This is a genomic window from Akkermansia massiliensis, from assembly GCF_023516715.1.
GTDB classification, from domain to species: domain Bacteria; phylum Verrucomicrobiota; class Verrucomicrobiia; order Verrucomicrobiales; family Akkermansiaceae; genus Akkermansia; species Akkermansia massiliensis.
The window spans coordinates 779079-802512 of sequence record NZ_JAMGSI010000001.1 but is presented as its reverse complement, the minus strand read 5'-3'; the positions used below and the strand labels follow the sequence as shown (position 1 = coordinate 802512).

Annotated in this window: 33 protein-coding genes; 19 read left to right on the top strand and 14 right to left on the bottom strand. The window is 59.1% G+C overall.

All coding sequences use genetic code 11. From position 1 onward, the window contains the following. Window positions 1-31 precede the first annotated feature (31 nt). A complete protein-coding gene (gene cas7c / locus M8N44_RS03365; protein WP_102728414.1) occupies window positions 32-856 on the top strand; it encodes a type I-C CRISPR-associated protein Cas7/Csd2 in 825 nt (274 codons plus the stop codon). 633 nt (window positions 857-1489) lie between these two features. On the opposite strand, the gene M8N44_RS03360 is transcribed toward cas7c, so the two are convergent. From M8N44_RS03360 to M8N44_RS14095, 14 genes are all read right to left on the bottom strand, one after another. Further along, window positions 1490-1720, bottom strand: a complete 231-nt coding sequence (locus M8N44_RS03360; protein WP_102749307.1) for a hypothetical protein — start codon at window positions 1718-1720, stop codon at window positions 1490-1492. Between the two features lie 513 nt (window positions 1721-2233). After that, window positions 2234-2872 (bottom strand): hypothetical protein, encoded by a 639-nt coding sequence (locus tag M8N44_RS03355; RefSeq protein WP_102749309.1) that lies wholly within the window; start codon window positions 2870-2872, stop codon window positions 2234-2236. Beyond that, complete coding sequence (locus M8N44_RS03350; protein WP_180976187.1) at window positions 2869-3042, bottom strand: hypothetical protein; 174 nt, start codon at window positions 3040-3042, stop codon at window positions 2869-2871. The genes M8N44_RS03355 and M8N44_RS03350 overlap by 4 nt, the downstream gene beginning before the upstream one ends. After that, the gene (locus M8N44_RS03345) at window positions 3039-3566 is read right to left on the bottom strand and encodes a host-nuclease inhibitor Gam family protein (protein WP_102749310.1); all 528 of its coding nucleotides are present in this window, start codon (window positions 3564-3566) and stop codon (window positions 3039-3041) included. Before M8N44_RS03345 ends, M8N44_RS03350 begins: the two co-directional genes overlap by 4 nt. A gap of 2 nt (window positions 3567-3568) precedes the next feature. Further along, entirely contained in the window at window positions 3569-3790 is a 222-nt protein-coding gene (locus M8N44_RS03340) for a hypothetical protein (RefSeq protein ID WP_249853000.1), read from the bottom strand. Window positions 3791-4063: 273 nt separating this feature from the next. Beyond that, the gene (locus M8N44_RS03335) at window positions 4064-4375 is read right to left on the bottom strand and encodes a DUF6874 family protein (RefSeq protein ID WP_102749313.1); all 312 of its coding nucleotides are present in this window, start codon (window positions 4373-4375) and stop codon (window positions 4064-4066) included. After that, window positions 4372-4656 carry a hypothetical protein gene (locus tag M8N44_RS03330; RefSeq protein ID WP_102749314.1) on the bottom strand — a complete coding sequence of 95 codons (285 nt, stop codon included), beginning with the start codon at window positions 4654-4656 and terminating at the stop codon, window positions 4372-4374. Before M8N44_RS03330 ends, M8N44_RS03335 begins: the two co-directional genes overlap by 4 nt. 13 nt (window positions 4657-4669) lie before the next feature. Beyond that, window positions 4670-5026, bottom strand: coding sequence for a hypothetical protein (locus tag M8N44_RS03325; protein WP_102749315.1), 357 nt, complete (start codon window positions 5024-5026; stop codon window positions 4670-4672). A 12-nt stretch (window positions 5027-5038) separates the two neighbouring features. Then, window positions 5039-5308: a hypothetical protein gene (locus M8N44_RS03320; RefSeq protein WP_102749316.1), complete on the bottom strand. Its 270-nt coding sequence runs from the start codon at window positions 5306-5308 to the stop codon at window positions 5039-5041. 19 nt (window positions 5309-5327) lie between these two features. Continuing rightward, complete coding sequence (locus M8N44_RS03315) at window positions 5328-6368, bottom strand: AAA family ATPase (RefSeq protein ID WP_102749317.1); 1041 nt, start codon at window positions 6366-6368, stop codon at window positions 5328-5330. A gap of 24 nt (window positions 6369-6392) precedes the next feature. Beyond that, on the bottom strand, window positions 6393-8420 hold the full coding sequence (locus tag M8N44_RS03310) for a hypothetical protein (protein WP_102749318.1): 2028 nt from the start codon (window positions 8418-8420) through the stop codon (window positions 6393-6395). Between the two features lie 4 nt (window positions 8421-8424). Continuing rightward, entirely contained in the window at window positions 8425-9213 is a 789-nt protein-coding gene (locus M8N44_RS03305; RefSeq protein WP_102749319.1) for a hypothetical protein, read from the bottom strand. Continuing rightward, a complete protein-coding gene (locus M8N44_RS03300) occupies window positions 9210-9482 on the bottom strand; it encodes a hypothetical protein (RefSeq protein ID WP_146024278.1) in 273 nt (90 codons plus the stop codon). The genes M8N44_RS03305 and M8N44_RS03300 overlap by 4 nt, the downstream gene beginning before the upstream one ends. A gap of 171 nt (window positions 9483-9653) precedes the next feature. Continuing rightward, on the bottom strand, window positions 9654-9854 hold the full coding sequence (locus tag M8N44_RS14095; RefSeq protein WP_146024279.1) for a helix-turn-helix domain-containing protein: 201 nt from the start codon (window positions 9852-9854) through the stop codon (window positions 9654-9656). 94 nt (window positions 9855-9948) lie between these two features. Here M8N44_RS14095 and M8N44_RS03295 point away from each other — a divergent pair, with 94 nt between their 5' ends. The 18 genes from M8N44_RS03295 (at window position 9949) to M8N44_RS03210 (ending at window position 23307) form a co-directional block, all read left to right on the top strand. Beyond that, window positions 9949-10269 (top strand): helix-turn-helix domain-containing protein, encoded by a 321-nt coding sequence (locus M8N44_RS03295; RefSeq protein ID WP_102749322.1) that lies wholly within the window; start codon window positions 9949-9951, stop codon window positions 10267-10269. 13 nt (window positions 10270-10282) lie between these two features. Then, on the top strand, window positions 10283-10618 hold the full coding sequence (locus M8N44_RS03290; RefSeq protein WP_102749323.1) for a hypothetical protein: 336 nt from the start codon (window positions 10283-10285) through the stop codon (window positions 10616-10618). Between the two features lie 120 nt (window positions 10619-10738). Next, window positions 10739-11461, top strand: coding sequence for a DNA-methyltransferase (locus M8N44_RS03285; protein ID WP_102749324.1), 723 nt, complete (start codon window positions 10739-10741; stop codon window positions 11459-11461). A gap of 119 nt (window positions 11462-11580) precedes the next feature. Then, window positions 11581-11913, top strand: a complete 333-nt coding sequence (locus tag M8N44_RS03280; RefSeq protein ID WP_102749325.1) for a hypothetical protein — start codon at window positions 11581-11583, stop codon at window positions 11911-11913. 96 nt (window positions 11914-12009) lie between these two features. Then, window positions 12010-12264: an excisionase family DNA-binding protein gene (locus tag M8N44_RS03275; RefSeq protein WP_102749326.1), complete on the top strand. Its 255-nt coding sequence runs from the start codon at window positions 12010-12012 to the stop codon at window positions 12262-12264. Between the two features lie 73 nt (window positions 12265-12337). Further along, window positions 12338-13003 (top strand): hypothetical protein, encoded by a 666-nt coding sequence (locus tag M8N44_RS03270; RefSeq protein WP_146024281.1) that lies wholly within the window; start codon window positions 12338-12340, stop codon window positions 13001-13003. A gap of 39 nt (window positions 13004-13042) precedes the next feature. Then, entirely contained in the window at window positions 13043-13645 is a 603-nt protein-coding gene (locus M8N44_RS03265; RefSeq protein WP_146024282.1) for a M15 family metallopeptidase, read from the top strand. 2 nt (window positions 13646-13647) lie between these two features. Beyond that, a complete protein-coding gene (locus M8N44_RS03260) occupies window positions 13648-13971 on the top strand; it encodes a hypothetical protein (protein ID WP_102749328.1) in 324 nt (107 codons plus the stop codon). A 104-nt stretch (window positions 13972-14075) separates the two neighbouring features. After that, complete coding sequence (locus M8N44_RS03255; protein ID WP_180976188.1) at window positions 14076-14225, top strand: hypothetical protein; 150 nt, start codon at window positions 14076-14078, stop codon at window positions 14223-14225. A 39-nt stretch (window positions 14226-14264) separates the two neighbouring features. Then, window positions 14265-14762 carry a hypothetical protein gene (locus M8N44_RS03250; RefSeq protein ID WP_146024284.1) on the top strand — a complete coding sequence of 166 codons (498 nt, stop codon included), beginning with the start codon at window positions 14265-14267 and terminating at the stop codon, window positions 14760-14762. Between the two features lie 75 nt (window positions 14763-14837). Beyond that, window positions 14838-16289 (top strand): terminase large subunit domain-containing protein, encoded by a 1452-nt coding sequence (locus M8N44_RS03245; RefSeq protein ID WP_102749331.1) that lies wholly within the window; start codon window positions 14838-14840, stop codon window positions 16287-16289. A gap of 1 nt (window position 16290) precedes the next feature. After that, complete coding sequence (locus M8N44_RS03240) at window positions 16291-18045, top strand: phage portal protein family protein (RefSeq protein WP_102749332.1); 1755 nt, start codon at window positions 16291-16293, stop codon at window positions 18043-18045. Next, entirely contained in the window at window positions 18042-19283 is a 1242-nt protein-coding gene (locus M8N44_RS03235) for a hypothetical protein (RefSeq protein ID WP_102749333.1), read from the top strand. The genes M8N44_RS03240 and M8N44_RS03235 overlap by 4 nt, the downstream gene beginning before the upstream one ends. A 37-nt stretch (window positions 19284-19320) precedes the next feature. Beyond that, window positions 19321-19746: a hypothetical protein gene (locus M8N44_RS03230; RefSeq protein WP_146024285.1), complete on the top strand. Its 426-nt coding sequence runs from the start codon at window positions 19321-19323 to the stop codon at window positions 19744-19746. Between the two features lie 37 nt (window positions 19747-19783). Then, a complete protein-coding gene (locus tag M8N44_RS03225) occupies window positions 19784-20752 on the top strand; it encodes a hypothetical protein (protein ID WP_102749335.1) in 969 nt (322 codons plus the stop codon). Between the two features lie 88 nt (window positions 20753-20840). Continuing rightward, on the top strand, window positions 20841-21374 hold the full coding sequence (locus M8N44_RS03220) for a hypothetical protein (protein ID WP_102749336.1): 534 nt from the start codon (window positions 20841-20843) through the stop codon (window positions 21372-21374). A 26-nt stretch (window positions 21375-21400) separates the two neighbouring features. Further along, the gene (locus M8N44_RS03215) at window positions 21401-21868 is read left to right on the top strand and encodes a phage protein Gp36 family protein (protein ID WP_102749337.1); all 468 of its coding nucleotides are present in this window, start codon (window positions 21401-21403) and stop codon (window positions 21866-21868) included. Between the two features lie 182 nt (window positions 21869-22050). Beyond that, a complete protein-coding gene (locus M8N44_RS03210; protein WP_215833370.1) occupies window positions 22051-23307 on the top strand; it encodes a hypothetical protein in 1257 nt (418 codons plus the stop codon). Window positions 23308-23434 lie beyond the last annotated feature (127 nt).

Here is a 23434-nt window from a genome sequence, read left to right as displayed (position 1 = left end):
AAACATTAATTCAACACTATAAAACCACATCATGAGCCTTAATCATAAAATCGACTTTGCCGTCATCTTTACCGTTACAAACGCTAACCCCAACGGAGACCCCCTCGATGGCAACCGGCCCAGAACCACTTTGGAAGGACTCGGAGAAATCTCCGATGTCTGTCTTAAAAGAAAAATCCGCAATAAGCTGATGGACATGGGACAAAACATCTTTGTCCAGTCAGACGACAGACGTGTAGACGACTATAAAACATTGAAAGAACGTGCTACTCCCATCCTGAAACAAAAAGGTACGTCTGCTGAACTGGCACAAAAAGCCTGTCAGGAATGGTATGATGTGAGAGCTTTTGGACAGGTCTTTGCCTTAAAAGACAAAGATGCGGCAAAAGGCACCGGCGTCTCCATAGGAATCAGAGGCCCAGTCACTATTCAACCTGCCTTCAGCAGAGATACGGTGAATATCACTAGTACACAAATCACGAAAAGCGTCAGCAATGACGGAGACGGCAGTAAAAAATCTTCCGACACCATGGGCATGAAGCACCGGGTGGACAAGGGCACCTATGTCTTCTTTGGAGCAATCAATCCGCAGCTGGCAGAACTCACAGGCTTCTCGGATGAAGATGCATCCATTTTCAAACAAGCGCTTCCTCAGATGTTTGAAGGAGATGCCTCCTCTGCACGACCGGAAGGTAGCATGTCTATTCAAAAAGTCATTTGGTGGGAACATAACTGTAAAAGCGGTCAATACTCTTCTGCCAAGGTTCACCATTCCATTGAAGTCTCCGAGGATGGAAATATTGTAAAGAAATATGATCTACCGGGGTTAACCCCGGAAATGATTGAAGGCTTCTGATCTGTTTCTTTTCACAAATGTCAAAACACCCTTCACTAAAAATGAAGGGTGTTTTTAATGAGTGTTATAGCCAACTGCTCCTTCTCATTCCAGAGATAGTGAGGGATGACAGGATAGTTGATATAAGTTGATTTAGGGTTGAAATCCGTTGGAATCTTAGAAAACACGGGAGTTGGAGCGCTCCTGGCCAGACAGGAGATATCTTATAAAAGTCGAAGCCAAAATGCGGAGAAATGACAGGTATCTGATATAAGTGCACTGGCTATGCAGAGGGGCTGCACAAGGGGTGAAAGCATGAGAAAAAAGCACATGCAATCGCATTGCAGAAAAGGTGAAAGCTGATTGAAATAGCGACCATGTCTGAATCAAATACACCTCTTGTTATAACGCCGATCCCAGTGTACGGATCAGTCACTGTCATCTCGCCGCAGGACCAAGACAAAGAACACCCCCAGACCTATCATCTGCGAGAGTCGGCCATCGTGCTGATCTGGGCCACTCGTCAAGGGCATAAGGTAACAGCGTGGGTGCGTGACGTACTCGACAACGTGTGGATCATCGTCCATGAAGACGATTGACCCAAGAAACAAAAAGGCCGCCAGGTTGTCCCTGGCGGCCTGAATGGTATCTGGGCTAGTCATCGCATAAAGCGCGGACAAATGGAGTCATCTCCTTGCCCGGATGATCCTCTATCAGCTTACCCGTCCGCTCATCGACGATACCCAGAATAGTAGAATAGAGGCCGTCAGCATACAGGGATTGCTTGGTGGCAACAACAAGTATCTGGATGGCTAGATTGGACTGTTGGCCATTGCGATCAATAACGTAGCAATTAAGCTTATCGCCTGGAGTTAAGGTTTTCATGATGTTTTTTCTGTTTCAATCCACGCCCCTGTGAGGGCGAAAAGTTAGTTGTTATCCGACGGAACACTGGGCTGCTCCATGTCGATGAGGATGGGATTAAACTCATCGACGACTACACGGCCGGAGTATCCTCTCACTACATTACTCGCGGGGGGGCAAGACTGAACCAACCTAATGCCTCGGCGAGGTCTCCGGCACCACTCCAGTGTCGCGTCGGCAGGTATATCCGTCTCCAGCATGGTGCGCTGATATGGCAGCAGGCGCAGGATCGTGTCCAGTATCCTCATGGTTGCTCCTCCTGTGGGACGATACGCCATCCAGATCGGACCTCGTTACTGCCGATGTCAATAACCCAGTCCTGCCAAATATGATCGACTAGCACCCCCTTGGATGGGCTGAATACTGCCATAATGCGGTATCCATCCAATTGAGATAAGCAGGCAGACTCAATCATGGCTCCCTCCTTGGCAGCTCTAAGAGCCTCCGGCCAGGTGAGCGGATAGTCAGGATCACTCATGACTGCACCTCCTGGTCTGGCATCCATATATTACTGCGGAATCCCCGCGCGGTGGGCTTATGCGGCCCAGGAGTGGTGACAATGCGTACAGCCCCCACATGATCAGCCAGCTTGCCGGGCGGCATCGTGCGCGGATCAGCATGCGGCTCGTAGGTATCCTGGCCAGTCTCGGAGGCTAGTTTGCGGGCATCCTCCCGACCCCGGTTGATGATAGTATACATCAGGTGCTGGACATGCTCCACGGCAGCGTAATGCCGCAATGCCTGGTACACATCCCGACCCGTGCAAGGCAGGTGCAACTGGTCCCGCACGATCTCGGCCAGATAGTCTGGGCTGGTCTCGTAGCGCATCATAGCCTCGCGCAGGTTGTGGAGGGCCGTGTCCATCTCCGACCAAGTCCGGTCCTTGATGGAGGACGTGCCCAGGTAGGTAGCCAGTCTATTATAGATAGGCACGTAGTGCTCCTGGGTTGCCTTGGTAAGTGACTCGGTGACTCCTGTGGCAGCCCAAACCTCGTCATGCCGCCAATCCACCAGGGACGGCAGGGGGCACCCCTGGGACTGGATGCACTTGTAGGCCTTGCCGGCCATGATGGACAGTACGGTGATCTGTCGCTTGGTAAGTGGTTTGCTCATATATCGATGTTGGGCTTGAAGGGTGTAGGGTTAATCAGAGCATTGATCAGTTGCTTGTGCTGCGTCGGCGTTAGATAGATTAATGTTGCGGTACTGGCCCCACGGATTGCTCCTGTGGTAATGGACAGGATGATGTGGTGCCCCATGTCCTTGACCTCAATCTCAGTCATGCGCTTATCCTCCCTGCTGTGTCAGTCTTAGGCTCTACCCAATATGCCTCCGTCTGCTCAATGCGTAGTCCCAGGGCGGCCAGCCGCTCGTCATCCAGCTCGGCCTTGAGCTTGTCCTTGTCCGGCTTGGGATCGGACACCTTGAGGTAGGCGGTGAGTCCCATCTCCTTAATCTTGTTGCAAACGGCTCCCCAAGTGAATTTGCGGGAGAGTAGCACCAGTGTGGGATTGCCCAGTCTCCAACCCCATCGGGCCTTGCCGGTCTCTCCGGACTTGGCGTCCCCTTGCAGGAGCGCCTCCCGGTTGCGGATGGCATACTGCTCGGCCTGGGCCAGCTTGGCGGTGATCAGGTTGTTGAGGCCATCAACTACTCCGCCGTGCTCCTCGCGGGCGGCCAGAATGGCCTTGTCCAGTCGGGCCTGAGCCTTGTCTCGCTTGACGGTCAGCTCGGCGATCTGGTCCAGGCATTGCTCGTACTCGGCCAGGGTGGCCAGTCCGGTGTTGCGTGTTGTTAATTTAGTCATTGTTATGTGTGTTGCTTGTTGATTTGTTTACTTTTGCGGGCCACCATGGATACGACGTCCTGCCAGGTGAGACCGGGCGTCTGTAGCCATGCGTAGAATTTAGCTCCATCCACCGGGACGTAGCGCTCTCCCAGCTGCTCCAGACGGATGGCAATCATGCCCGGCCAGCGTGGGTCGTAGATAGTCCAGTAGTTGCCGGAGCTGGCAAATCTGGACAGCTGCATGCTGATCAGCGTGCACAGGGTCTCTGGATCGTAGGTCATGGCTGGTCAATGTACATGTAGATGGGAGGGATGGGATTAACCGGCTCGGCACCGTCTATCAGCTTGTGGATCAGGTCGTCGGATGCAGCATATCCTCCGTGATGGGATATATAGATATCTCCCCTGAGCCTATCAGCCAGGACGGCTCGACACTCCGGGCAAACCGCATAAGTCTGTCCATGGCGCTGGATGATCTCCAGGCGTGCGTGCCGGTGGTAATAGCAGTAGATGGGATTAGTCATGACGGCTGGACCTCCTCTCCATATCGGTAAAACGGGGGAGAAAACACCTCTCCAGCTTGCCCGTGTCATGATTAAGATGCGCATTGATGCCCGTGACATCGTGCATGAGATTGAAGTTATCAGCCTGCTCCATGTCAGCAAGCCGCAGAGGGCAGCCGTTGCAGTGACACGCCTCCAGGTCCATCTGGATATCCAGCTCATCGACGTCTGTATTGCCGTACTTGTGGTATAGGGCGCAGGCCCGCTTGGCGATGCGCTCAATGATCTCACGCTCCGCAGGTGTGGCGGTAAACAGGTCTTTCATTGCTCGCCCTCCCGGTTATGGTGAATAGTATCAATTATCACCTCACCAATGGTGTCGGGATTACTGGCGATGAACTCATTGATCAGCGTGGCGACACGGGCGGCAGGGGTCTCATGGTCGGCCTTTTGGATGGTCTCGCTATAGATGGCGAGTCCGGACCGTCCGCTGTCCGTGATGACGTCCTCGATGTGGAGGACAAAGTTGCCTCCCTTAGGGTCCAGCGTGAAGTTGGGGGCTTGCCGCCGCCCGTCCTGTTGTTGATTGGTGTTGGTGCTGTACATGATAGTAATGGTGTTATTGGTTGGTGGTTGAGGTGGGTTGATCGGCCTCGGATGGACCGACGGTGATGCTGGCCAGGCGCATCTTGCCCAGTAGGGTGTGCAAATGAGATATGGCCAGATTGAGCGAGTCGTAGTCAGTCTTGGACAGGAGGGCCGCCTTGCAGTGGCTGACCCGCTCAATGTGGATATGCTGGGTGATGTAGAGCAGTTGCCGGTGCTGCTCCCACTGCTCCTCGCTTAATACCGGGATGAGCTCCAGGGACAGGCTGTGATGCGTGGTGATGAGGGCGTCGAGGTCGGCTAGGCGGAGGACCACATATCGGGTGCCGTCCAGGTCAACGATGGTGTACTTGATGGTCTTCTTGCGCATGGTATCGGAGTGTTAATGGGTGTCCTGTGCAAGCATGGCGTCGCGCAGCAGGGTCAGGTCCTGCAGGAGATCGGGCAGCTGATCAGCAGCATCGGTGAGGACCTGGTGGATATCGCCCAGGTCGACCGGATCGGTCGTACCAATGGCTCCCCATGTTGTCAGCGCCGTGCCGACGAGGTCAACCAGCTGCGGTATGCCTTCGGCAATCCTGATAGCGGCCAGGGTTTCTGGCGGCACCGTAATGGTGAGCGTGTTTTTCTCGGTGTTGGGTTGTTGTTTCATGTTTGCTTATTGTTTGTGGTTATACGTGTTCCGGCATCTTGCCGGCTTCCATTTCTTCAAGTTTTCTAACCGCGGCCAGGTAGTAGTCCCAGGTGAGGTCCACCCCTGCATTGTTGGCTGCCTCCAGACCCTTGCGCAGGCGCTTGGTAGTCTTGCCAAATCCGTACAGGTTGGCCTGCTGCTTGAGGGTGGCCAGCATGGCCCGGCTGGGAGTCGGATAGCCGTAGTAGGTCCAGAGCGTCTCCAGGTCACGGGTCTCAATGTAATCCGGGAGGCGGTAGATATTGGCCGCTCCGCGCTTGGAGGTCTGCTCCAGGATGCCCTGCCACTTGTCATTATGCTCCACGTACTCAGCCAATACAGGTGTGCCCACCAGGAGCATGCCGCACTGGGTCTCATCGTATATCTCCCGCAGCTGCTCAATGCCCTTGCGTCCGGTCTTGTCGCTGTCCAGCGCGTGGTGGATCTCGTCGACAATGAGCAGGTGCTCCGGAGTCAGGCGGTTGACAATCTTGGCAATCTGGAACTCGGTGTTGCCTTTGACCGACAGGCCTAATTGAGCGGCAATGCGGTAGAGCAGCCGTCCCGGACTGGTGACTACCGGGCAGCGCACCAGGATGACCGTGCCGGGGTGGCGGCGGGCATACTCCTTGAGCGCCCAGGTCTTGCCCCACTGCGTCTTGCCCACCAGCATGGAGGCGTATTGATTAACGTGGGTCAGCTCGGCAATCTGCATCACGTAGCGCGCCAGAGCCGTCTCAATAAACGGGCCGTCCGAGGTTGACTGCTGGCGTAGGGAAAGGACGCCGCACAGGTCGTCCAGCTTGGCCAGATGGGGGCCGGCAGGCGCTTGGTAGGTACCGTTGAGCAGACGGTGCATGACCGTCGTGCTCACCGGCAGCTTGTCGGCCAGAGTACGCAGGGTCCACTGATGCTCGACGGCGTAGTTGATCAGGTCCGTAAGCATCTTCTTGTGGCCTTGCTTGTAGGGCGTGGCCGGGATGCGTGCCAGATATCTGCTCAGGTCGGCGTCGTTGTTGATTTTGGTGATGTCGTCCATATTGTTATTATTGTGTTTATTATGTTATAAAAATCTTACATCGGGCAGGTCGTGGGGCAGCTCGTCGTCATCGTTGCCGCTGGCGGGGATGAGGCTGATGTCCGGCATGGACTCGGCCGCCGCCGTGGCTGCCCTAGTCACGGCCCGCTTATCGGCAGGCGTGGGGGTGAGGGAGTATGCCTGGGCATACTCGGCTGCCGTGACCGGCTTGCCCTCCATCAACCGCCTGTTGTGCTCGCGCTTGCGGACAATATCCGCCTCGTCCTTGGCTCCGATGATGCGGGCATACTCCAGCTGATGCTCCCGGCGCCCGGCCGCCTTGCCCATGGCCTGCTCCACGGCGTGCGTATCCGCCGTGCAGACCCTCTGCACGAGGCCTGCAGTGCCGATGATGCGGCCGTCCTGACCGCACACAAATAGCTGGTTGGCATCGTAGGGATTGACGTAGCCCTGGTACTTGCCGTGGGCCAGCTCCCGGATGGCTCCGTCAGGAGTAACCACGCGGGCCTCGTAGATCAGCTCCTCGTCCTGGATAGCCTTGTCGCGCATCCGGATGTAGGCGCTGGCCACCTTGATGGGGCGGGCCAGGTCCATGCCCAGTATCTGACAGATGCACCAGGCGGGCAGCTTGATAAGCCTGTTGCCCGGCTTGGCCTCCTCGTAATCCCATGCCTCGGTGGGGCTCATCCGGCGGCGGTGCACCAGGTCGGCTCCGGTCTCGCAGGCGGTGCGGATGATCTGGGCGGCCATGGACGGCTCCACCTCGCAGGACGGAGTCCAGGGCGCGGAGGGTGACAGGCGCAGCTCCTCAACCATGTAACCGCAGCGCTCCCAGCCCTCCAGCTTGTGGGTGGTGCGGGCATTGATGTCGCTGACAATCTTAGTGAGCTCGTGACTCAACTCGTCCATGGTCAGCATGTAGTGCTTGAGTTGACCGGCTCTATCCGCGGGCAGCTTGTCCATCGCCTTGATGAGCTGGTCCTCGGCACGCGCCAGGCCGTGCAGGGTTTCCGGCGGCGTGCGGTCGTGGCCGGTGGCCCCAGGCAGATGGCTGATGCGGTTGTGCTGCAGGTTGTGGTAACTCTCCAGGGGGGCCTTGTGGCGCGGGTTGCCCACCCCACGGCCGCCATGGCCCTGCTTGAGCGTCTGGCGCACGCCTCCGATGCCGGAGCGGTCCACCTTGATCAGACCGCCGCTGGCATGGTAGAGCAGCTCCTCCATCTCCTTGTCAATGGCGGCCGTCCCATTCTCGACCACGAGGGTGGTTCCTCGTGGGGAGTATCCGATTGTAGCTCCCCACAGGGCCAGGATGCTGCGCATGTCCCGCTTGTTAAGATGGATCATCTTGCCCGTCTCCTCGTCGCGGCGGCGGATTTTTTGGCCCCACGCTACACGCTTGCCCGTAAGGTACTCCAGCACCCCAAGCTGCAGGGGCTGCCCCTTGTCGCGGCCGGATAAGACCTGGAGGTCCAACCACACGTCGTCAAACAAGAAATGACTGCCCAGCCAGAGTCCCTCGCGGGTGGCCAGTACCTGGGCCAGTTGGGGCGCTGCCGTGCGGATGCCCTGCTTGAGCGCCACCGTCTCCAGGGTCTGGGGGGCAAGCCGCTGCAGGTTGCGCAGGCTCCAGCCGGAGGGGATGCGCGGCCAGCCCGGCCAGTCCTCATAGCCGGGGATGGTGTCGCGCCTCTCCGTCCAGGTCTTGATAAGCTGCAGCCTGGCGGTGGGTATGCCCCCATTGCGCTGGCACTGGGTGCAGAGACCGTGCCAATAGGCCAAGAATTTGCTGAGGGTAACACGGCTACGGGCCTGTATCTTGCGGTAGCGGCGGTCCACCAGGGAGAGGGGATTGTCTCCGCTGTTGCGCCAGATATCATACCAGCGGCGCATGGTGACGGAGGATATGCCACAGAGGGCTGCAGCATCCCGGATAGCTCCCTGCTGCGCTCCATAGCAGGCGCTGGCCTCCTTGATGCGCTTGCAGGCCGCATAGATGGCCAGCACTCTGTCCCGCTCCACCAGCGGTAAATCGTCCATGGTGATATTGTCCATTGTGTTATAATGTAGTTGTGCCGTTGACCAACCCATCCATCGTGGCCTTGACTCGCTGCTCGTCGACGTTGGATATCTTGCGGGCGTAGGCGGCCAAGGACTCAGCGAAAAGCTCGCGCTCCTGGAGACGCAATAAGTGGATGTAGCCTTGGTCCACAAAGGTCCCCAGCTGCTTGAGCAGGCAGGCCGCATCCTGCTCGGCCTGGTGCCGGCGACGCTCCAGCTCATCCGGGGGGAGATTGAGGGCGGCCAGGTCATTGGCCAGCTTGTCCATAGGGGTGAGGGCCAGCGCTCCGTCAGGGTTGCCGGCTCCAGTAAATCCCAGGGGCTTAACCCGGTCATGCGTTGTCCGCTTGCGGGTAGAGATAACTCCCAGGTTGATCTCCATCTGTCGAGGTGTCTCGGCTCCGTCGGTTACTTTATCCACTAGGGTGGGCAGTTCGGAGACAGGTTCACCGCTCAGTCCGGCGTCCAGGAGATACCTCTCCGTATTGGCCAATCGACCGGCTGCTGTCTTGTAGCAGCGCATGTAGCGGTTGGACATCTGCTGGGTAAATTGAAACCGTGGTTTCAATTTATCGTCTTTGGCGAAGAATTCACCCCACTCTCCATGGGGAGTCGCGGCCTTAAGCTCGGTCAGCAGCTTGCCCAGCTTGAGTCCTGCCGTCACGGCATTGCGGCCGGCGCATGCCGCCATCTCGGCCTGCGCCTGGGCATACCGATGCAGGCGGTTGGCTTCGCTGACGCCCAGCGTCACCCGCGTTTCAGCGGTTATCATTAGCTCGTGTTTCATTGGTCAAAATGTTGTTGACGATTGATCTCTTGCTGTAGGATGTAGCGGTTGAGGGCCACCCTCAGCTTGACCAGGGCCTTGTCTTGCAGCTCCCAGATAGCCTTGTCGGACAGGCCCAGGTAATGAGCCAGGTTCGAGCAGGTAAGCGGTCCGTCGTGATGTACCTGGTAATGGCGGCGCACCTCCGGGATGTTCCACAGGGCTCCCCAGATGGCCCACTCATCAGCAGTCATGGGGGCGTCCATATCAACGGGGGTGTCGTCCATCATCGTGTGGCCTTTCTATAACTGGCAGGCTGGCCGTGCGCGGGTCCTTGATGCCGTCGCGCACTTGCCGCTCCTCCGTATCCAGATACCAGCCTCCTGCCTTGACCATCCCAAAAAATGCCAGGGCCATGACTGCTATGGCGGCAATGAGATTGGCGGCGTTCCTCAGCATTGTTACCTGCTCCTCCTTAATGATGTCAGTTTTTTACGCGGCAACCTCCTGATGCGAGCTTTCAGGGCATTGCCTCGGTCTGGGGCCCCTTTGAGTACTCTGCGTACGTGACTAGGTGATACCCCTAATGCTTCGGCAGCCTCAACAGGCGTATACCCCCTGCTCAAGAGCCACTGGAGTGAGATGTCTTCTTGTGTTCTCATAAGAGATTTGTTAGGTTCTTCCTATGGCCGCCCTTATGGGGCGGCCTTATGAAGAAACTAATACCAGTAACGTAATATTTGGCAAGCACAAAATATGAAGAAACTTCTATTTCAAGATAATTTGAGAGAGCTGATGAAGCAAAAAGGGTTCTCTCAGGTCATGCTTGCCGAATCTACTGGTATATCACAAAGTGCTATATCTCTTTATCTTAGAGGTAAGGCGACTCCTAAAGCGGGGGAGTTGCAAAGAATGGCGGATGCTTTGTCAGTATCGATGGACTATCTATGGCGACGTACTGGAGCCGAAAGTCTACAAGAATCTTCATACTATGAACATAAATGGAGAGAGTCAGAACGAGAGCTCGCAAAATTGCGTGAGGCCTTAAAATTATTAGTTAACAATGTAAGTAAATAATGACCAATTAGATATGAAACCATGGCAGTTTTACACTCTCACCGTAATAGGCATCTGCTTGATCGCTCTTACTGGGGCAATCTCATACAGCTTGTACAACCTTTCTACCCAAATAGCTGATGTGACAAGGCTACCTCAAACAGGTAGCCAAGAAAAAATCAGCAAGCGTCCAATCAAATACGAATACCGATTCCGCGCATTATACAAAAAGGATTTTTACGACGGAAAAGAAGAACCTTTGATCTCCCCCAATAGCCAAAAAGACCTTGATTTTTTTGGATGGGATTATGCTGGCACTTTGTTTGACGACGGCCGCTGGATTTTTGTCCTTATGAAGCGCAATATCTGATGTATGACACAGCGCAACATTCTGATCATAAATTTTATACATCTAACAAGCATAACAAATTCATAATAAATTTGTTGTGACGTTAGAGAGAGGTGCTTGCGTGAGCTATGCTCGCGTCCGATGACCAACACACATACCATGTTGCATGGGGACTGCATGTCCCTGATGATGACGATGCCGGAGGCATCCTATGATGCCGTGATCACCGATCCTCCCTACGCCAGCGGCGGCCTCTCTACCGCTGCCAGAGCACAAGACCCACGCGTCAAGTACCAGCAATCCGGCACCCGTAAATACTACCCGACGTTTAGCAATGACACCCGCGACCAGCGTACCCACCTGATGTGGTCCGTGCGGTGGATGGAGCAGGCCCTCCGCCTGACGCGCCCCGGCGGCTGGCTGATGGTATTTAGCGATTGGCGTCAACTCCCGCTCACCTCCGACGCCTTGCAGATTGCCGGCTGGACGTGGAGGGGCATCATCCCCTGGGACAAGACGGAAAGCTGCCGCCCCCAGATGGGACTGTACCGCAACCAGGCCGAGTACGTCCTGACCGCCACGCATGGAGGATATAACAAGTCCGTCAAGCTATGCCCTCCGGGAGTGGTCCGCGAGCCAATCCGCCCCAAGGATAAGCTCCACTTGACGGGCAAGCCGGTCCCCCTGATGGAGCACCTCATGACCATCTTGCCTGCCAAGTCCCGCATCTTGGACCCGTTTGCCGGCAGCGGAACCACCCTGGTGGCTGCGCGCAACAAGGGACATACGGCCGTGGGCATTGAGCTGTCACCGGACTACCACCGCATCGCCTCCGACCGACTCGGCCTCGTGCTCACTGCCTAATCTCCGTCGATACCCAGTACGGCAAGACCGCCAGGAAAATTCCCGGCGGTCTTTTTATTAATGTTAATGACATAAGTACAAATTTTGTATTTTCATACTTCTGTATATTCTATTCCTATATGCACAAAATATTACTTAATTCAACGTCAAATAACGAAATTGAATCCATTACTATTGACGGAAATAATGCCTTGAAATGGAATTTTATGCATGCATTGCTCAACAATATTTTTGAAACGGATAGACACAATGAAGTAGAAGCCCTAGAAGACATAAAATTGTGGGCGAACCTATCAGATGATGAAGTGAACCAAATCCTACCATTCTCTCCATGTGAGAGAAAAGGTGACACGATGCATTTGAAAAGCCCTGCTGCCGAAACTGCGCCTGATGAATTGTTAATCCGTATTTATGAGGCAATAAAAGAAAAAGCTCCCCACGTTTTAGGTTAACAACATCCAACCATTGCACGCCCCCTGCAGCATCCCTGCAGGGGGCTTTTTTTGGCCGTCATTAGAGATGGCAAAAAATTGTGGTAAGGTTGAGGCATGGACGACAAGACGCTCAAGCACTGGGCCTCCGGGCCCCTCTGTACCATTACCCAGGCAGCGGCCCTGCTGGGAGTGTCCTCACAGACGGTCAGGCGCATGGTGATGCACGGCAGCCTGATCGCTTGGCGTCCCAACCCGGCCGGAAGAAAGTGGCTGCTCTACCGTCGCCAGGTGGAGGCTATGGCCGTCACTCTCCAGAGACGGGCCATCCGTCACGCCCGCCTGCTGCAGAGCACATTCGACTTTTTTTGACGCCAAATGCGCCAAATGCAACAAACGCGCCAAATGCAACAGAGGGTCGCCGGGAATGGGCTAAAGTGCCCCCATGAGCTACACTCCCTCTCCTGTTGATAATACTACTGGTGCACATGATACAATCCCGGCTCCGGGTGGAGCCGGGAACACCACCACCAACAAGACGCCATTTTACCTGTCCAAATACTTTTGGACCAACTTGGCCGCCTTACTGGCTCTGATCATCCCCGACGTACGGGCCTGGCTGGACAGCAACCCCATTGAATTCTTTAGCGCCCTTGGCGCGGTCAACATCCTGCTGCAGTTTATAAGCGGCGGGAAATACCAGCTTGCCGGAGAGGATGGCCAGAGTGGCCAGTCCGCCAATCCGGCCGGCGTCCTCCCTCTCCCCGTCGCTTCCATGGGGGAGGACGTCGCTCCCCCTGTGGAGGACCGGAGCCAGTATCCTGATCAGGATACGTCGTCCATGCCCAATGGCTCCGGGTCCTCCTCACCTTTGTCCGGGACGACCCGCCTGATGATCGTCCTGGGCGCGTTGATGATCCTGCTTGGCAACTCCTGCAGCAAGGATGCCGACCCGGTAGCCACCAGCGTGGCTCTTACCGACGGGCAGGTGGTGGTCATCCGTGGTGGCTCATCCCTGGTGGTGGACCGTGACTCCCACAGCGTTGCCTGGTCCCAATCAACTCCGGACGTTGTCGTAGTACCGCCAGTCGTCCAGGCCACGTCCAAGTAACCTCCACTCTCAACTCTTAACCCTCCACTCTCCACAGCAATGACCTACGCAGAGTTACAATCCAACACACTGGCGTGGCAGCGCGCCCTCAAATTTGCCGGATTTTACCGGGGCCAGCTTGACGGCATCACCGGTCCGCTGACCCGTGAGGCGGCGGCCCAGTGGCGCGAGAGCCATCAACAGCTCCAGACCCGCTACGGCCGGCTGGACAAGCGCACGGAGGACAACCTGCTTACCCTCCAGCCTCTGGCCGCGCTCAAGGTGCGCCAGATGATGACGGCCCTGCGCGGTCTTGCCGACTGGCGGCTCATCTGCGGACTCCGCACCTACGACGAGCAAGACAAGCTCTACGCCAAGCGCCCCAAGGTGACCAACGCCAGGGGAGGGCAGTCCATGCACAATTTTGGCATTGCGGCCGACGTCTGCCTGTTTAGGGACGGCCGTGATATCTGGGCACCCAGCGAGGGACCGGACTCCATCTATAAGCCCGTGGCGGCCCTGGCCCATAAGCTGGGTCTGGTGTGGGGTGGAGACTGGCGCTCGCCCTACGATCCCGGCCATGTCCAGCTGGGCTCCCTCCCCACGGCCACCCTCCACCGCGCTTACACCACCGGGGCCAGCACGCTGGCCCAACTGCTCTGATCATGATCCTTGCACTAATAGCAGACGCCGCTGCAGGCATCTCGCCGGAGGCAGTGGGCACCATCCTCGGCGTTGCTCTCGGCTCGTCCGGGACATGGTGGATGGTCAAGGGCCGCAAGGCTCCCCAGCAATCCGACGATCCCCAGCGCTTCTTGATGGAGGACAAGTACGCCACCCGTGAGGAGGTGGCGGAACTCAAGGCCCTCCAAGCCAAGACCACCGACGACATGCACAAGAGGCTCAACGGCATCACCGTCAAGCTTAATGAGATGTCCGGCACCCTCACCCTGATGATCGACATCCTCAAGACCCGTAAATCCTTATGACCACTCGCGCCAACATCAAGATCACCGTCCTGCAGGTCCTCGACCGGCTGCCCGCTGCCTATACCCAGCGCGTGTCTGCCCTCCGGGCCGAGGTATCCCTGGACATGTCTCCGAGTCCAGGTACTGCCGATATCGACCTAGCTATCCAGGAGCTGGAGGCCCTGCGCCTGATCACGTCCACCACCTGCATGATCACTGGCGAGCGCAAGTACGCCATCACCGACGCCGGCCGCGTCCAGCTTACCCAGATATGAGGTAACAGTGAACAGGTAATAGTTAACAGTATTAACGCTATGCTCCGCAAGCCCAGACCAGACAGTGTGATCGGCTCCCAGTTGCCCCCCATCATCAAGGACGACGTAGACACCATGCTGCTCTCCGGCGAGTCCTACCGCAAGGTGCAGCAGCGCCTGGAGGAGGACGGCATCAAGCTGAGCCAGGAGGCCATCCGGCGCTACTACCACTCCCAAATCCTGCCGGCGCGTCTGGCCCGGCAGAACAAGACGGCCGAGGAGCTCAACAAGATATCCGTGGAGGGGGTGGACGAGGCCACCATGCGGGCCATCCGCTCCGCCGCCCTGGACCTGGCCGCCTCCCCGTCCTGCGACCCTAAGGCCCTTAACATCCTGGTGGGACTCATCCTCAAGGCCGAGCAGCTGGCCCAAGACAAGCGCCGCCTCAAGATACTGGAGGCCAAGGCTGCCCAGGCCGACGCCGCCAAACAGGTCACCCAGTCCACCCTCACTCCAGAGGAGCGCGACCGCAAGCTGCGCAATATCTTTGGATGCTAACGCATCCGGTTAATAGGTAACAGTTAATAGTTAACACCAAATCAACTCTCATCTCTCCACTCTCAACCCTCCATCATGTCCTCCTCCCTGATCACAACGCCACTGGATCTGCTGCTGCCTTACCAGGCGCAGTGGGTGGCGGACGAGAGCCGGTTTAAGGCCGGCATCTGGTCCCGTCAGTCCGGTAAGGATTTTAGCACGGCCGCCGAGGCGGTGAGGGATGCGATGATCAGGCCCAAGACCACCTGGATGATCGCAGCCCCCTCCGAGCGCCAGGCGATGGAGTCGCTGTCCAAGTGCAAGGAGTGGGCGGAGGCATTTAGCGTCGCACTGGCTGCCGAGGAGATTGAGCGCCAGGACGGCCCCAACACCCTGCTCAAGTCCGGCTCCATCACGTTTGACAACGGCAGCCGCATCCTGGCTGTCCCCGGCCGGCCGGATACCGTGCGAGGCTTTAGCGCCAACCTGGTGCTGACGGAATTCGCATTTTTCGAGGACCCCGATGCGACGTGGCGTGCAGTGCTCCCATCCATCACCAATCCCCTCCGGGGCGGTGAGAAAAAGGTCCGCCTCATTACTACCCCCAACGGCAAGACGGGTCGTGGCGCCAGGACGTACAAGATCATCAACGACAACCTGCTTAACCCCAGGGAGGGCCGCAAGCAGCACTGGTCCTGCCATGTGGTGACCATCGCCAAGGCAGTGGAGGATGGCCTCCCGATCGACATCGACGAGCTCCGCGAATCCTTGGACGACCCCATTGGTTGGGCTCAAGAGTACATGTGCGAATTCCTGGACAGCAGCAACGTGCTGCTGCCCTACGACCTGATCGCCACGGCTGAGTCGGCAAGTGCCACGGTGTCCTGCGACCCGGCCATCTACCTGGGCAACAAGCTGGACCTGCGCCTGGGCATCGACTTTGGACGCACCAACGACCCGACGGTCTGCTGGACATTGGAGCGGGTGGGGGACGTGCTCGTCACCCGCGAGGTACTGGTGCTGCGCAACATGTCCGTGCCCGACCAGATGGAGGTACTGCGCCACCGCATCAAGGCGGCCAGACGCGTCTGCTACGACTACACGGGTGTGGGCATCGGCATGGGCGATGTCCTGGTCAAGGAGTTTAAGCGCTGGCATCCGGAGGGCCATGAGTATGGCAGGATCGAGCTCTGCACGTTTACGCCTGCGTTTAAGCGCCTCATCTTCCCGCGCCTCCGCCAGGCCTTTGAGGCTCCGACCCGCGTCCGCATCCCCATCGACGTGGAGGTGCGCGAGGACCTGCACGCCATGCAGCAGATATTTAGAGGTACGGACTACAGCTACGAGGCCCCGCACACCAGGGAGGGACACTCCGACCGGTGCACGGCCCTGGCTCTGGCCCTGCGCGCCGCCGACGGCCACGTGCAGCACCATCTCCCGGCCCCAGGCACCGGCCGCATCATCACGGGAGCGGGCCTGTTTGGCGGCCGCTCCCACGGCTCGCTCTTTGGCGGCCGTCCCATCCTACATCAACTCCTGGCAGCATAGTATGATCAGACGACTCTACAACTACATCCTCCACCGCAGGCCCCATGCAGAGGGCGTGCAGCGGGCGCTTACCGCGCCGGACAAGGCATCCCAGGACAGCAAGCCGGCCATGTTTGCCGCACTCGCCCTGGCCGAGCTGGACAAGGTACGCCGCCGCCAGATTGAGCGCGTGTGCCCGCTGGACTACCTGAGCGTGGATACCATACGGCGCTGCCTGCAGGACTGCCAGCTGGGCGCCTATGCCGAGCAGCAGTGGATCTGGGAACAGATGGAGCGCTACGACGCCATGCTGATGACCTGTATTACCAAGCGGGACGACGCTCTGAGCAAGTACGACTGGTCTATCACGGTCAAGCCGGACCTGGACGACCGCGACAGCCTGCTGGCCGAGAGCCAGCAGCGCACCATTACCGACCTGTGCAACGCCATCGTTAACATGGACGAGGCCATCACCTCCCTGTCCCAGGCGTCCCGCCGGCACTACAAATTCTTGCAGCCCTACGCCGACAGCGATGGCCTGCATCTGTTGCCCATTGACAACTGGCTGATGTGCCGGGACGGCTACCGGGGTCCCTGGGGGTACAATCCCAACGCCCAGTTTGGCCGCTACCGGGGAGAGGCCTTGCCGGTCCCGCTGGACGACCTCATCCTGCGCCTGCATCCCCGGCCCATCGACATGCCCGCCCAGATGCTGGTGCTTAACCGTAGCACGACGCTGGCCCAATGGGACGTGTTCTTGGAGAGGCTGGGTACGCCGCCGGCATTTTTTGTGCTTCCTCCTGACTGCTCCGAGGAGCTGCGTCAGGAGTACATCAAGATGTCGGCCATGTGCTACTCGGCGGCCACCGGCGTCATCGACCACGACTCCGATATCAAGTCCATCCCGATATCCCAGACGAGCGTCGACTTGTTTGACCGCCGTTACAAGGTGGCCACCGAGGAGATCGCCATGCTGACCACGGCCGGCAAGCTCACGGTCATGACCGAGTCGGGCTCCGGTACCTTGGCCGGGGGAGCACAGGCCGACGGATTTGCCGACTGGGCCGGCGGCGAGGCATCCTCCATCGCCTCTGTACTGACAGTCCAGCTGGTCAACCGGGTGCTGGATGAGTACCACCCCGGCCAGCCGCACCTGGTGAATTTTACGCTCTCCTGCGTGGACAAGACCACGCCGGACAAGGAGATTGCCAACGCCGCCGCCCTGCGTGCCGCCGGCTACGACATCGACGACGCCGAGGTCAGCGAGCGCACCGGCTGGCAGGTGACCGCCGGGGTCTCCTCCTCCCAGCTCTACGCCATCAAGGCCGCCGGCTACGTGCCCCAGCAGCAGGCCATGGAGGGTGTCGTCAAGATGCCCCTGCAGCCCGCCCCCCAGGAGACGCCCTACACGCTTAACTCCCGCCGCCGAGACGCCCTCACTACCCTGGCTCTGCACCGCAGCACCACACTCTGGGAGCCAGCCCGCCTCCGTCTGGAGGAGGTGGTCGCCCACCGCCTGCAAGACATCGACAAACGCCTGGAGCGGGTCACGCTGGAGATGCTGCCCCTCTCCCCGGCGGAGCAGGCCCAGCTGGCCCTGATGCTGCAGGTCCCCGGAGAGGAGGAGATCGTCTCCACCGCACTCCAGATTGCCCGACGCCTCCAGGAGGCCCGCAACGAGGGGAGACGCCGCGCGGCGGCCATTGACCCGTCTCTCACATTATCCACCCCTGCACGACCCCTGCACGGCGCAAATTCAGCCCAATCCAACGCATGAGCAACTACCGAGACAGATACATCGCCCGCGGCATCCCGGATTTTGACCCGGCTGCCTGCGCTCCGTACCCCGTCGGCCAGGTCCCGCAATCAGGCTGGTACCTGATTGAGCCGGCCGGCACCTACACCATCCCGGTGCCCGACACCTCCATCGCCCCAGGCAAGCGCTGGGACGTGGACGAGGTCATCGACGAGGCAGCACTGCAGGCCATCTGCGAGTCCTACGATCCTGCCATCAACGGCGGCAACGGCATCCAGGTCAACAACGACCACCTGCATCTGCGCACCACCGGCGATAACCCGGCCCTGGGCTGGTGCAAGGCGCTGGACTACGGCCGGGTCGACGGCAGCCTCTACCAGGCTGCCTACATCGCCTGGGTCAAGGACACCCACCATGACCTCAACCAAGGCAAGTACTGGGCATTTAGCACCGAGTACAAGCTGGCCGACTATAAGCGCGTCTACGACAACGGCTACAGCCCGACGCGCCTGTCCGGTCTGGCCGTCACCAACAACCCGGACCACGAGGCCCAGCCGGGCATCATCCGCCAATCCGCTGCAGGCGATGTGGTCGTCCACAGCCGCAGTGCCACCATCTCCCAAACCACAACCATGAGCAAGAAAGCAACACAGCAACGGGTCCTGCACTCCGACGATGCCGCCGGAGATGAGGAAAAGAAGAAGCAAGAAACCAACACCAACAATGACAATCCTTCGCCCGCTACCACGGAGGAGGAAAAGAAAAAGGAAGACGAAACCAATACCAACAACGACGACCAAAACAAAGACGAAACCAACTGCAACTCGGACGACGAGGGCTGGCTGGGGATCTGTAACGAGATCGCCAAGGCACTCAACCTGTCCGAGACCGCGACCGGGGACGACATCCTCAAGGCCGTGACGGATCTCAAGACGGATTTTGATTTGCTCAAGCAGCAGGTCGATGAGTCCAACGGAGGCTCCGTTGCCCACAACAGGGCACCCCTGCCGCGACAGCTGCATAACAAGGGCAACCAGCAGCGCATGGACCCCAAGGTCACTCCTGCGGGTGTGATCACCCACCGCACGCCGGAGGGCAAGGCCGTCAAGGTGCCGCAGAGCGACGTCGATCTGGTGGCCCATTGCCGCAAGGCCGTGGACGCCGAGGTCACCAAGCACGGCCGCGCTCTGACTCCGGGCGAGTACAACCGCACCTGGACCAGGGCTGCGGAGGAATTCACGTCCTCACGCAGCAAATAGCTCCACTCCCAACTCTCAACACTCAACTCTAAACAAGATGATTATTAAGCAAACTCCCGTGGTGCGCCGCGACTGGCCGGCCGGCACCACCGGCACCGACAAGAGCGAGGGCAAATTCGCCAAGCTCTCCGCTGACGGACAGACGATGTCCCTGGTGACGTCCGCCACCACCGTCCCTGACGGCGTCGTCAGCAACCCCGACGGACGCGACGGCGCCGACGGCAACGGCGGCGACCTGATCCTGATGCCTCATCCGGGCATCGTCCAGGTCCGTCTCAACGACACTCCCGGCATGATCGAGACCGGCACCTATCTGGTGCTGTGCGCTGATGCCACCGTCAAGGCAGCCACCGGCACGGCCGGTGAGCTCATCGTGGCTCAGTCCATGGCCCCCAACACCAGCGGACAGGGCAGCTGCCTCCACGAGGCCCTGCTCGTCGCCTGGGCAACGCCCACCGCCTAATACGCTATTAACTGTTAACTAATCACTATTAACTCATATGAGCACATCTGCAACTTACGCCGTCAACCTGCCGCTGACCAACTACATCGTCGGCTGGTACGGCACTCAACTCCACGACCCGGCACGCTTTCTTGCTCCGGGTGTCAAGGCCCCCGGCTTGCTGACCTCCTACAAGCGCTACCTGCGCCAGGACGCATTTGCGGTCTCCGATACCCGGCGCGGCATGTACGAGGCACCTCGCACCATCGACATCCAGGGAGAGGACCTCCCGGTCATGTTGGAGGAGCACACCCTCAAGATCGGCATCGACGACCGCGAGCTGCTCGGTGCCATCGACCAGGAGGTCTACCGTAACAGCCTGCGCCAGGCCAAGACCCGGGGACTGGCCCGCCGCATGTTGATTAGCCACAACAAGGAGGTGTTTGATTACGCCAACTCCATCATCCCCAGCATCACCAAGGTGGGCGACACCAACGAGGCCAACAAGTGGACCAACCTGGACCTGCCCTTGGCGGATATCCTGAAAAAGATGGCTAAACAATTTGCTCGGAACAATGGAGTCTATCCCAACCGCATCCTGACTACGGGCGATATCTGGGACCTTGTTGAGGCCAACAAGCAAATCCAGTACAAGATGGGTGAGGGGTCTCCCAAGGTACTCACCCAGGACAAGTTCCTGGATTTTATCGGTCTAAAAGGAGACGACATCCCGCCGGTCAAGATCATGCGCTCCATCGCCTCCTACAATCCCGGAGGCGTGGCGGGAGCAGAGGTGGACAACGTCAGCATCGTGGGCAGCAATTTCTACTTGTTTTACGCTGACGACGATCCGAGCCCATTTGACATCACGGCGCTCAAGACGCTCAACATCGCCGGAGACGACATGTACAGCACGGTGGAGACCTACCGTGACGACGACATCTCCACAGAGTGGCTGCGCATCAAGGGCCACCACAAGGTGGTCTTCTCGGCTCCCTCCTGCATGATGCGCATGCAGATCGCTTAATACAGGGTGGAGTGTGGAGAGTTAAGAGTTGAGATGCTCTTGCCTCCACGCTCCCTCTCTTAATACTTACCATCAATACACAATCAAGATGACCGCTAAATCAACCAAGACCAACAAGGCTACCAATCACGACGCTCCTCAGGCTCCCGCTCAGGATATAGCACCTGCCAATACCGACCAGGAGCAGATCACGCCGCCCGCAGAGGACACCGCTGCCGAGGCATCCACACCGGAGCCTGTAGCCAATCCCGCCAATCAACCTGCCGTAGACTCCCCCACGCCCGCCGACAAGGGTGACGGCACCAACCAGGAGGCAGGGAACGATCACGGACCCAACATGACCGAGGACGAGTACGAGGCCCTATATGGCCCCGCCAAGACCCTGGAGCCATACGTCGCCTCCTTGCGTCCCATCCAGGCCGGCTTGACTCCCAGACAGGAGATCACAGCCATCATCGCCGGCGGTATCATCGGCGGCTTGCTGGCCCGTACCAAGCCCTACGAGACCCTCGACCTGCATAAGGCGGCCGAGACCCTGGGCATGTGTGACACGATAGTCGATATGATCCTGCACCTCGACGATCCCGCCCCGGAGTCCCCGGACGAGCAACCCAACTCTTAACTCTCCACCCTCTACTCTCAACAACAATGTCAAGCTGGATCACATTGACGGCGGACATGCTCACGGAGGCCATCGACCGAGCGGAGCTGGAGGCCATCACGGCCGCCGACACGGATGGCACCGTCATCCCCGGCATCATCCAGGACGTGACGGCAGCCGTGCGCGAGGCCATTGCTGCCAACGCCGCCAATGTGATGGACCTGCAGAGCGACACCACCATCCCGCGCACGCTCAAGCCGGAGGCCCTGGACATGATCGCCTGGCGTCTGCTCAAGCGGTTTGCGGTGATGGTCTCCGAGGACCGGGATAAGGCCAACACAGCCGCCCGCGAGCGGCTGGAGGCCGTCCGGGCCGGCACCCACCGGGTGATCGGTCCGGATGGCCGCATGCCCGTGCCTCCCGGTAAGCGCCCCTACGTCCAGGGACCGCGCCCTGCCTACGGCTCCGGAGCTCCGGGGTTGTTCCCGTCCCCCGGACGGGGAGTTAACAGGTAACAGCAGCTCAACTCTCCACTCTCAACCCTCCTCACTCAACAGCAATGCCCTCTCCCTCGGATATCATGCGTGCCAAGGTCACGGTGCCTGCTGCCGGCATGTCGTCGGCGGACTGGGACGGCGTGGACCCGGATATCCGCGAGCGCTCCTACTGGACGGCCAGGCAGGGGCACTATGCGCGTGTGCAGGGATTTAGGGATCGCTCCCAGGGCATTGTGGACGGCAACCTGTCCGAGGCCGACGCCCTGCGCGAGGTCCGCGCGATGCTCAAGGCCACCGGCTACCAGCCGGAGCCCGGCACAGAGGGCACCATCCAGGACCTCAACTCCGACGCCCGCCAGCGCCTGATCCTGGAGACCAACGTGGCCATGGTCCAAGAGCGAGCCTACCGGGACTCCATGATGGGGTCGCTGGCCTATCCGGCCCAGCGTCTGGTGCGTATCCGCTACAGCCGCCAGCCCAGGGACTGGGCCGCCCGCTGGAGGGAGGCGGCGGCGGCCGTCAACTACGAGGGCGTGGCCACCGACGGCTCCCACATCGCGCTGCTTACCTCGCCCATCTGGCGCAAGCTCAGCCGATTTGACCTGGACTATCCTCCGTTTGATTTTAACTCCGGCATGGGGGTTGACCCGGTTGACTACGAGGAGGCTCAGCGCCACGGCCTGGTTATCCCGGAGGCGACGGTGGATGACATGGACGGCGAGTCACTCAACGCCAGCCTGGAGGCGTCCATCGCCAAGATGGACGGCGACCTGCAGCAGGCATTTGTCGAGGCTCTGGAGGATTGCGTGGAGGTGGAGGGAGACCGCGTCTACTACACCGACCCCAACGGCACACGCCCGGTGCACTGGAGCGAGGCCGGGCGTGTGATCTGCGGGCAGCGCCCTCCCGTCATCCCGGACACCCAGGCCAGGGCCATGGTCAAATTCGTGGAGGACCAGCGCAAATTTGACAGGAGCCAGCGCGGAGTCCAGGACTACGCCACCCAGGAGGAGTGGGACGCCCTCTACGATGCCGTCAACCGCATCACGCCCACCGACGTCCGGGAGAGCGGCACGCTCTACCGGGGCATGTCCATCGACCCCAACAACGCCGACCAATTCCTGGTTGCCATCAAGCGCGACGGCTACCAGGCGCTCCCCACCAAGATGGTGGACAGCTGGTCACGCACGGAGGAGACGGCGCAGCGGTTTGCCGGCAGCGGCAAACCGGGCAACGAGAGGATCATCCTTGTCAACGAGGACTACCGCTCCGGCCACCGCATCGACACCATCGTCCGCACTCTCCAAGATCAGAGGCGTCTTGTCAACAAGTCCGACCAGCATCCCCATACCAACGAGAGCGAGGTCCTGTTCATGCAGCAGGTCCGCCACGGAGTCAACAAGATCGTCCGGGGGAGGGACGGTACGCCCACCTACGTCTATGTCAGCGAGCAGTAATAACAGATCAACCCTTACGCCGGAGATGGCGGTTCTGGCGGCCGTTGTTATGGCGGCCGCTTACAAACGGTCTGGCCGGCTGCCAGCCCTGGGCGCGGGCTCGGCTTTCCCAGTCGGACGGCTCCGG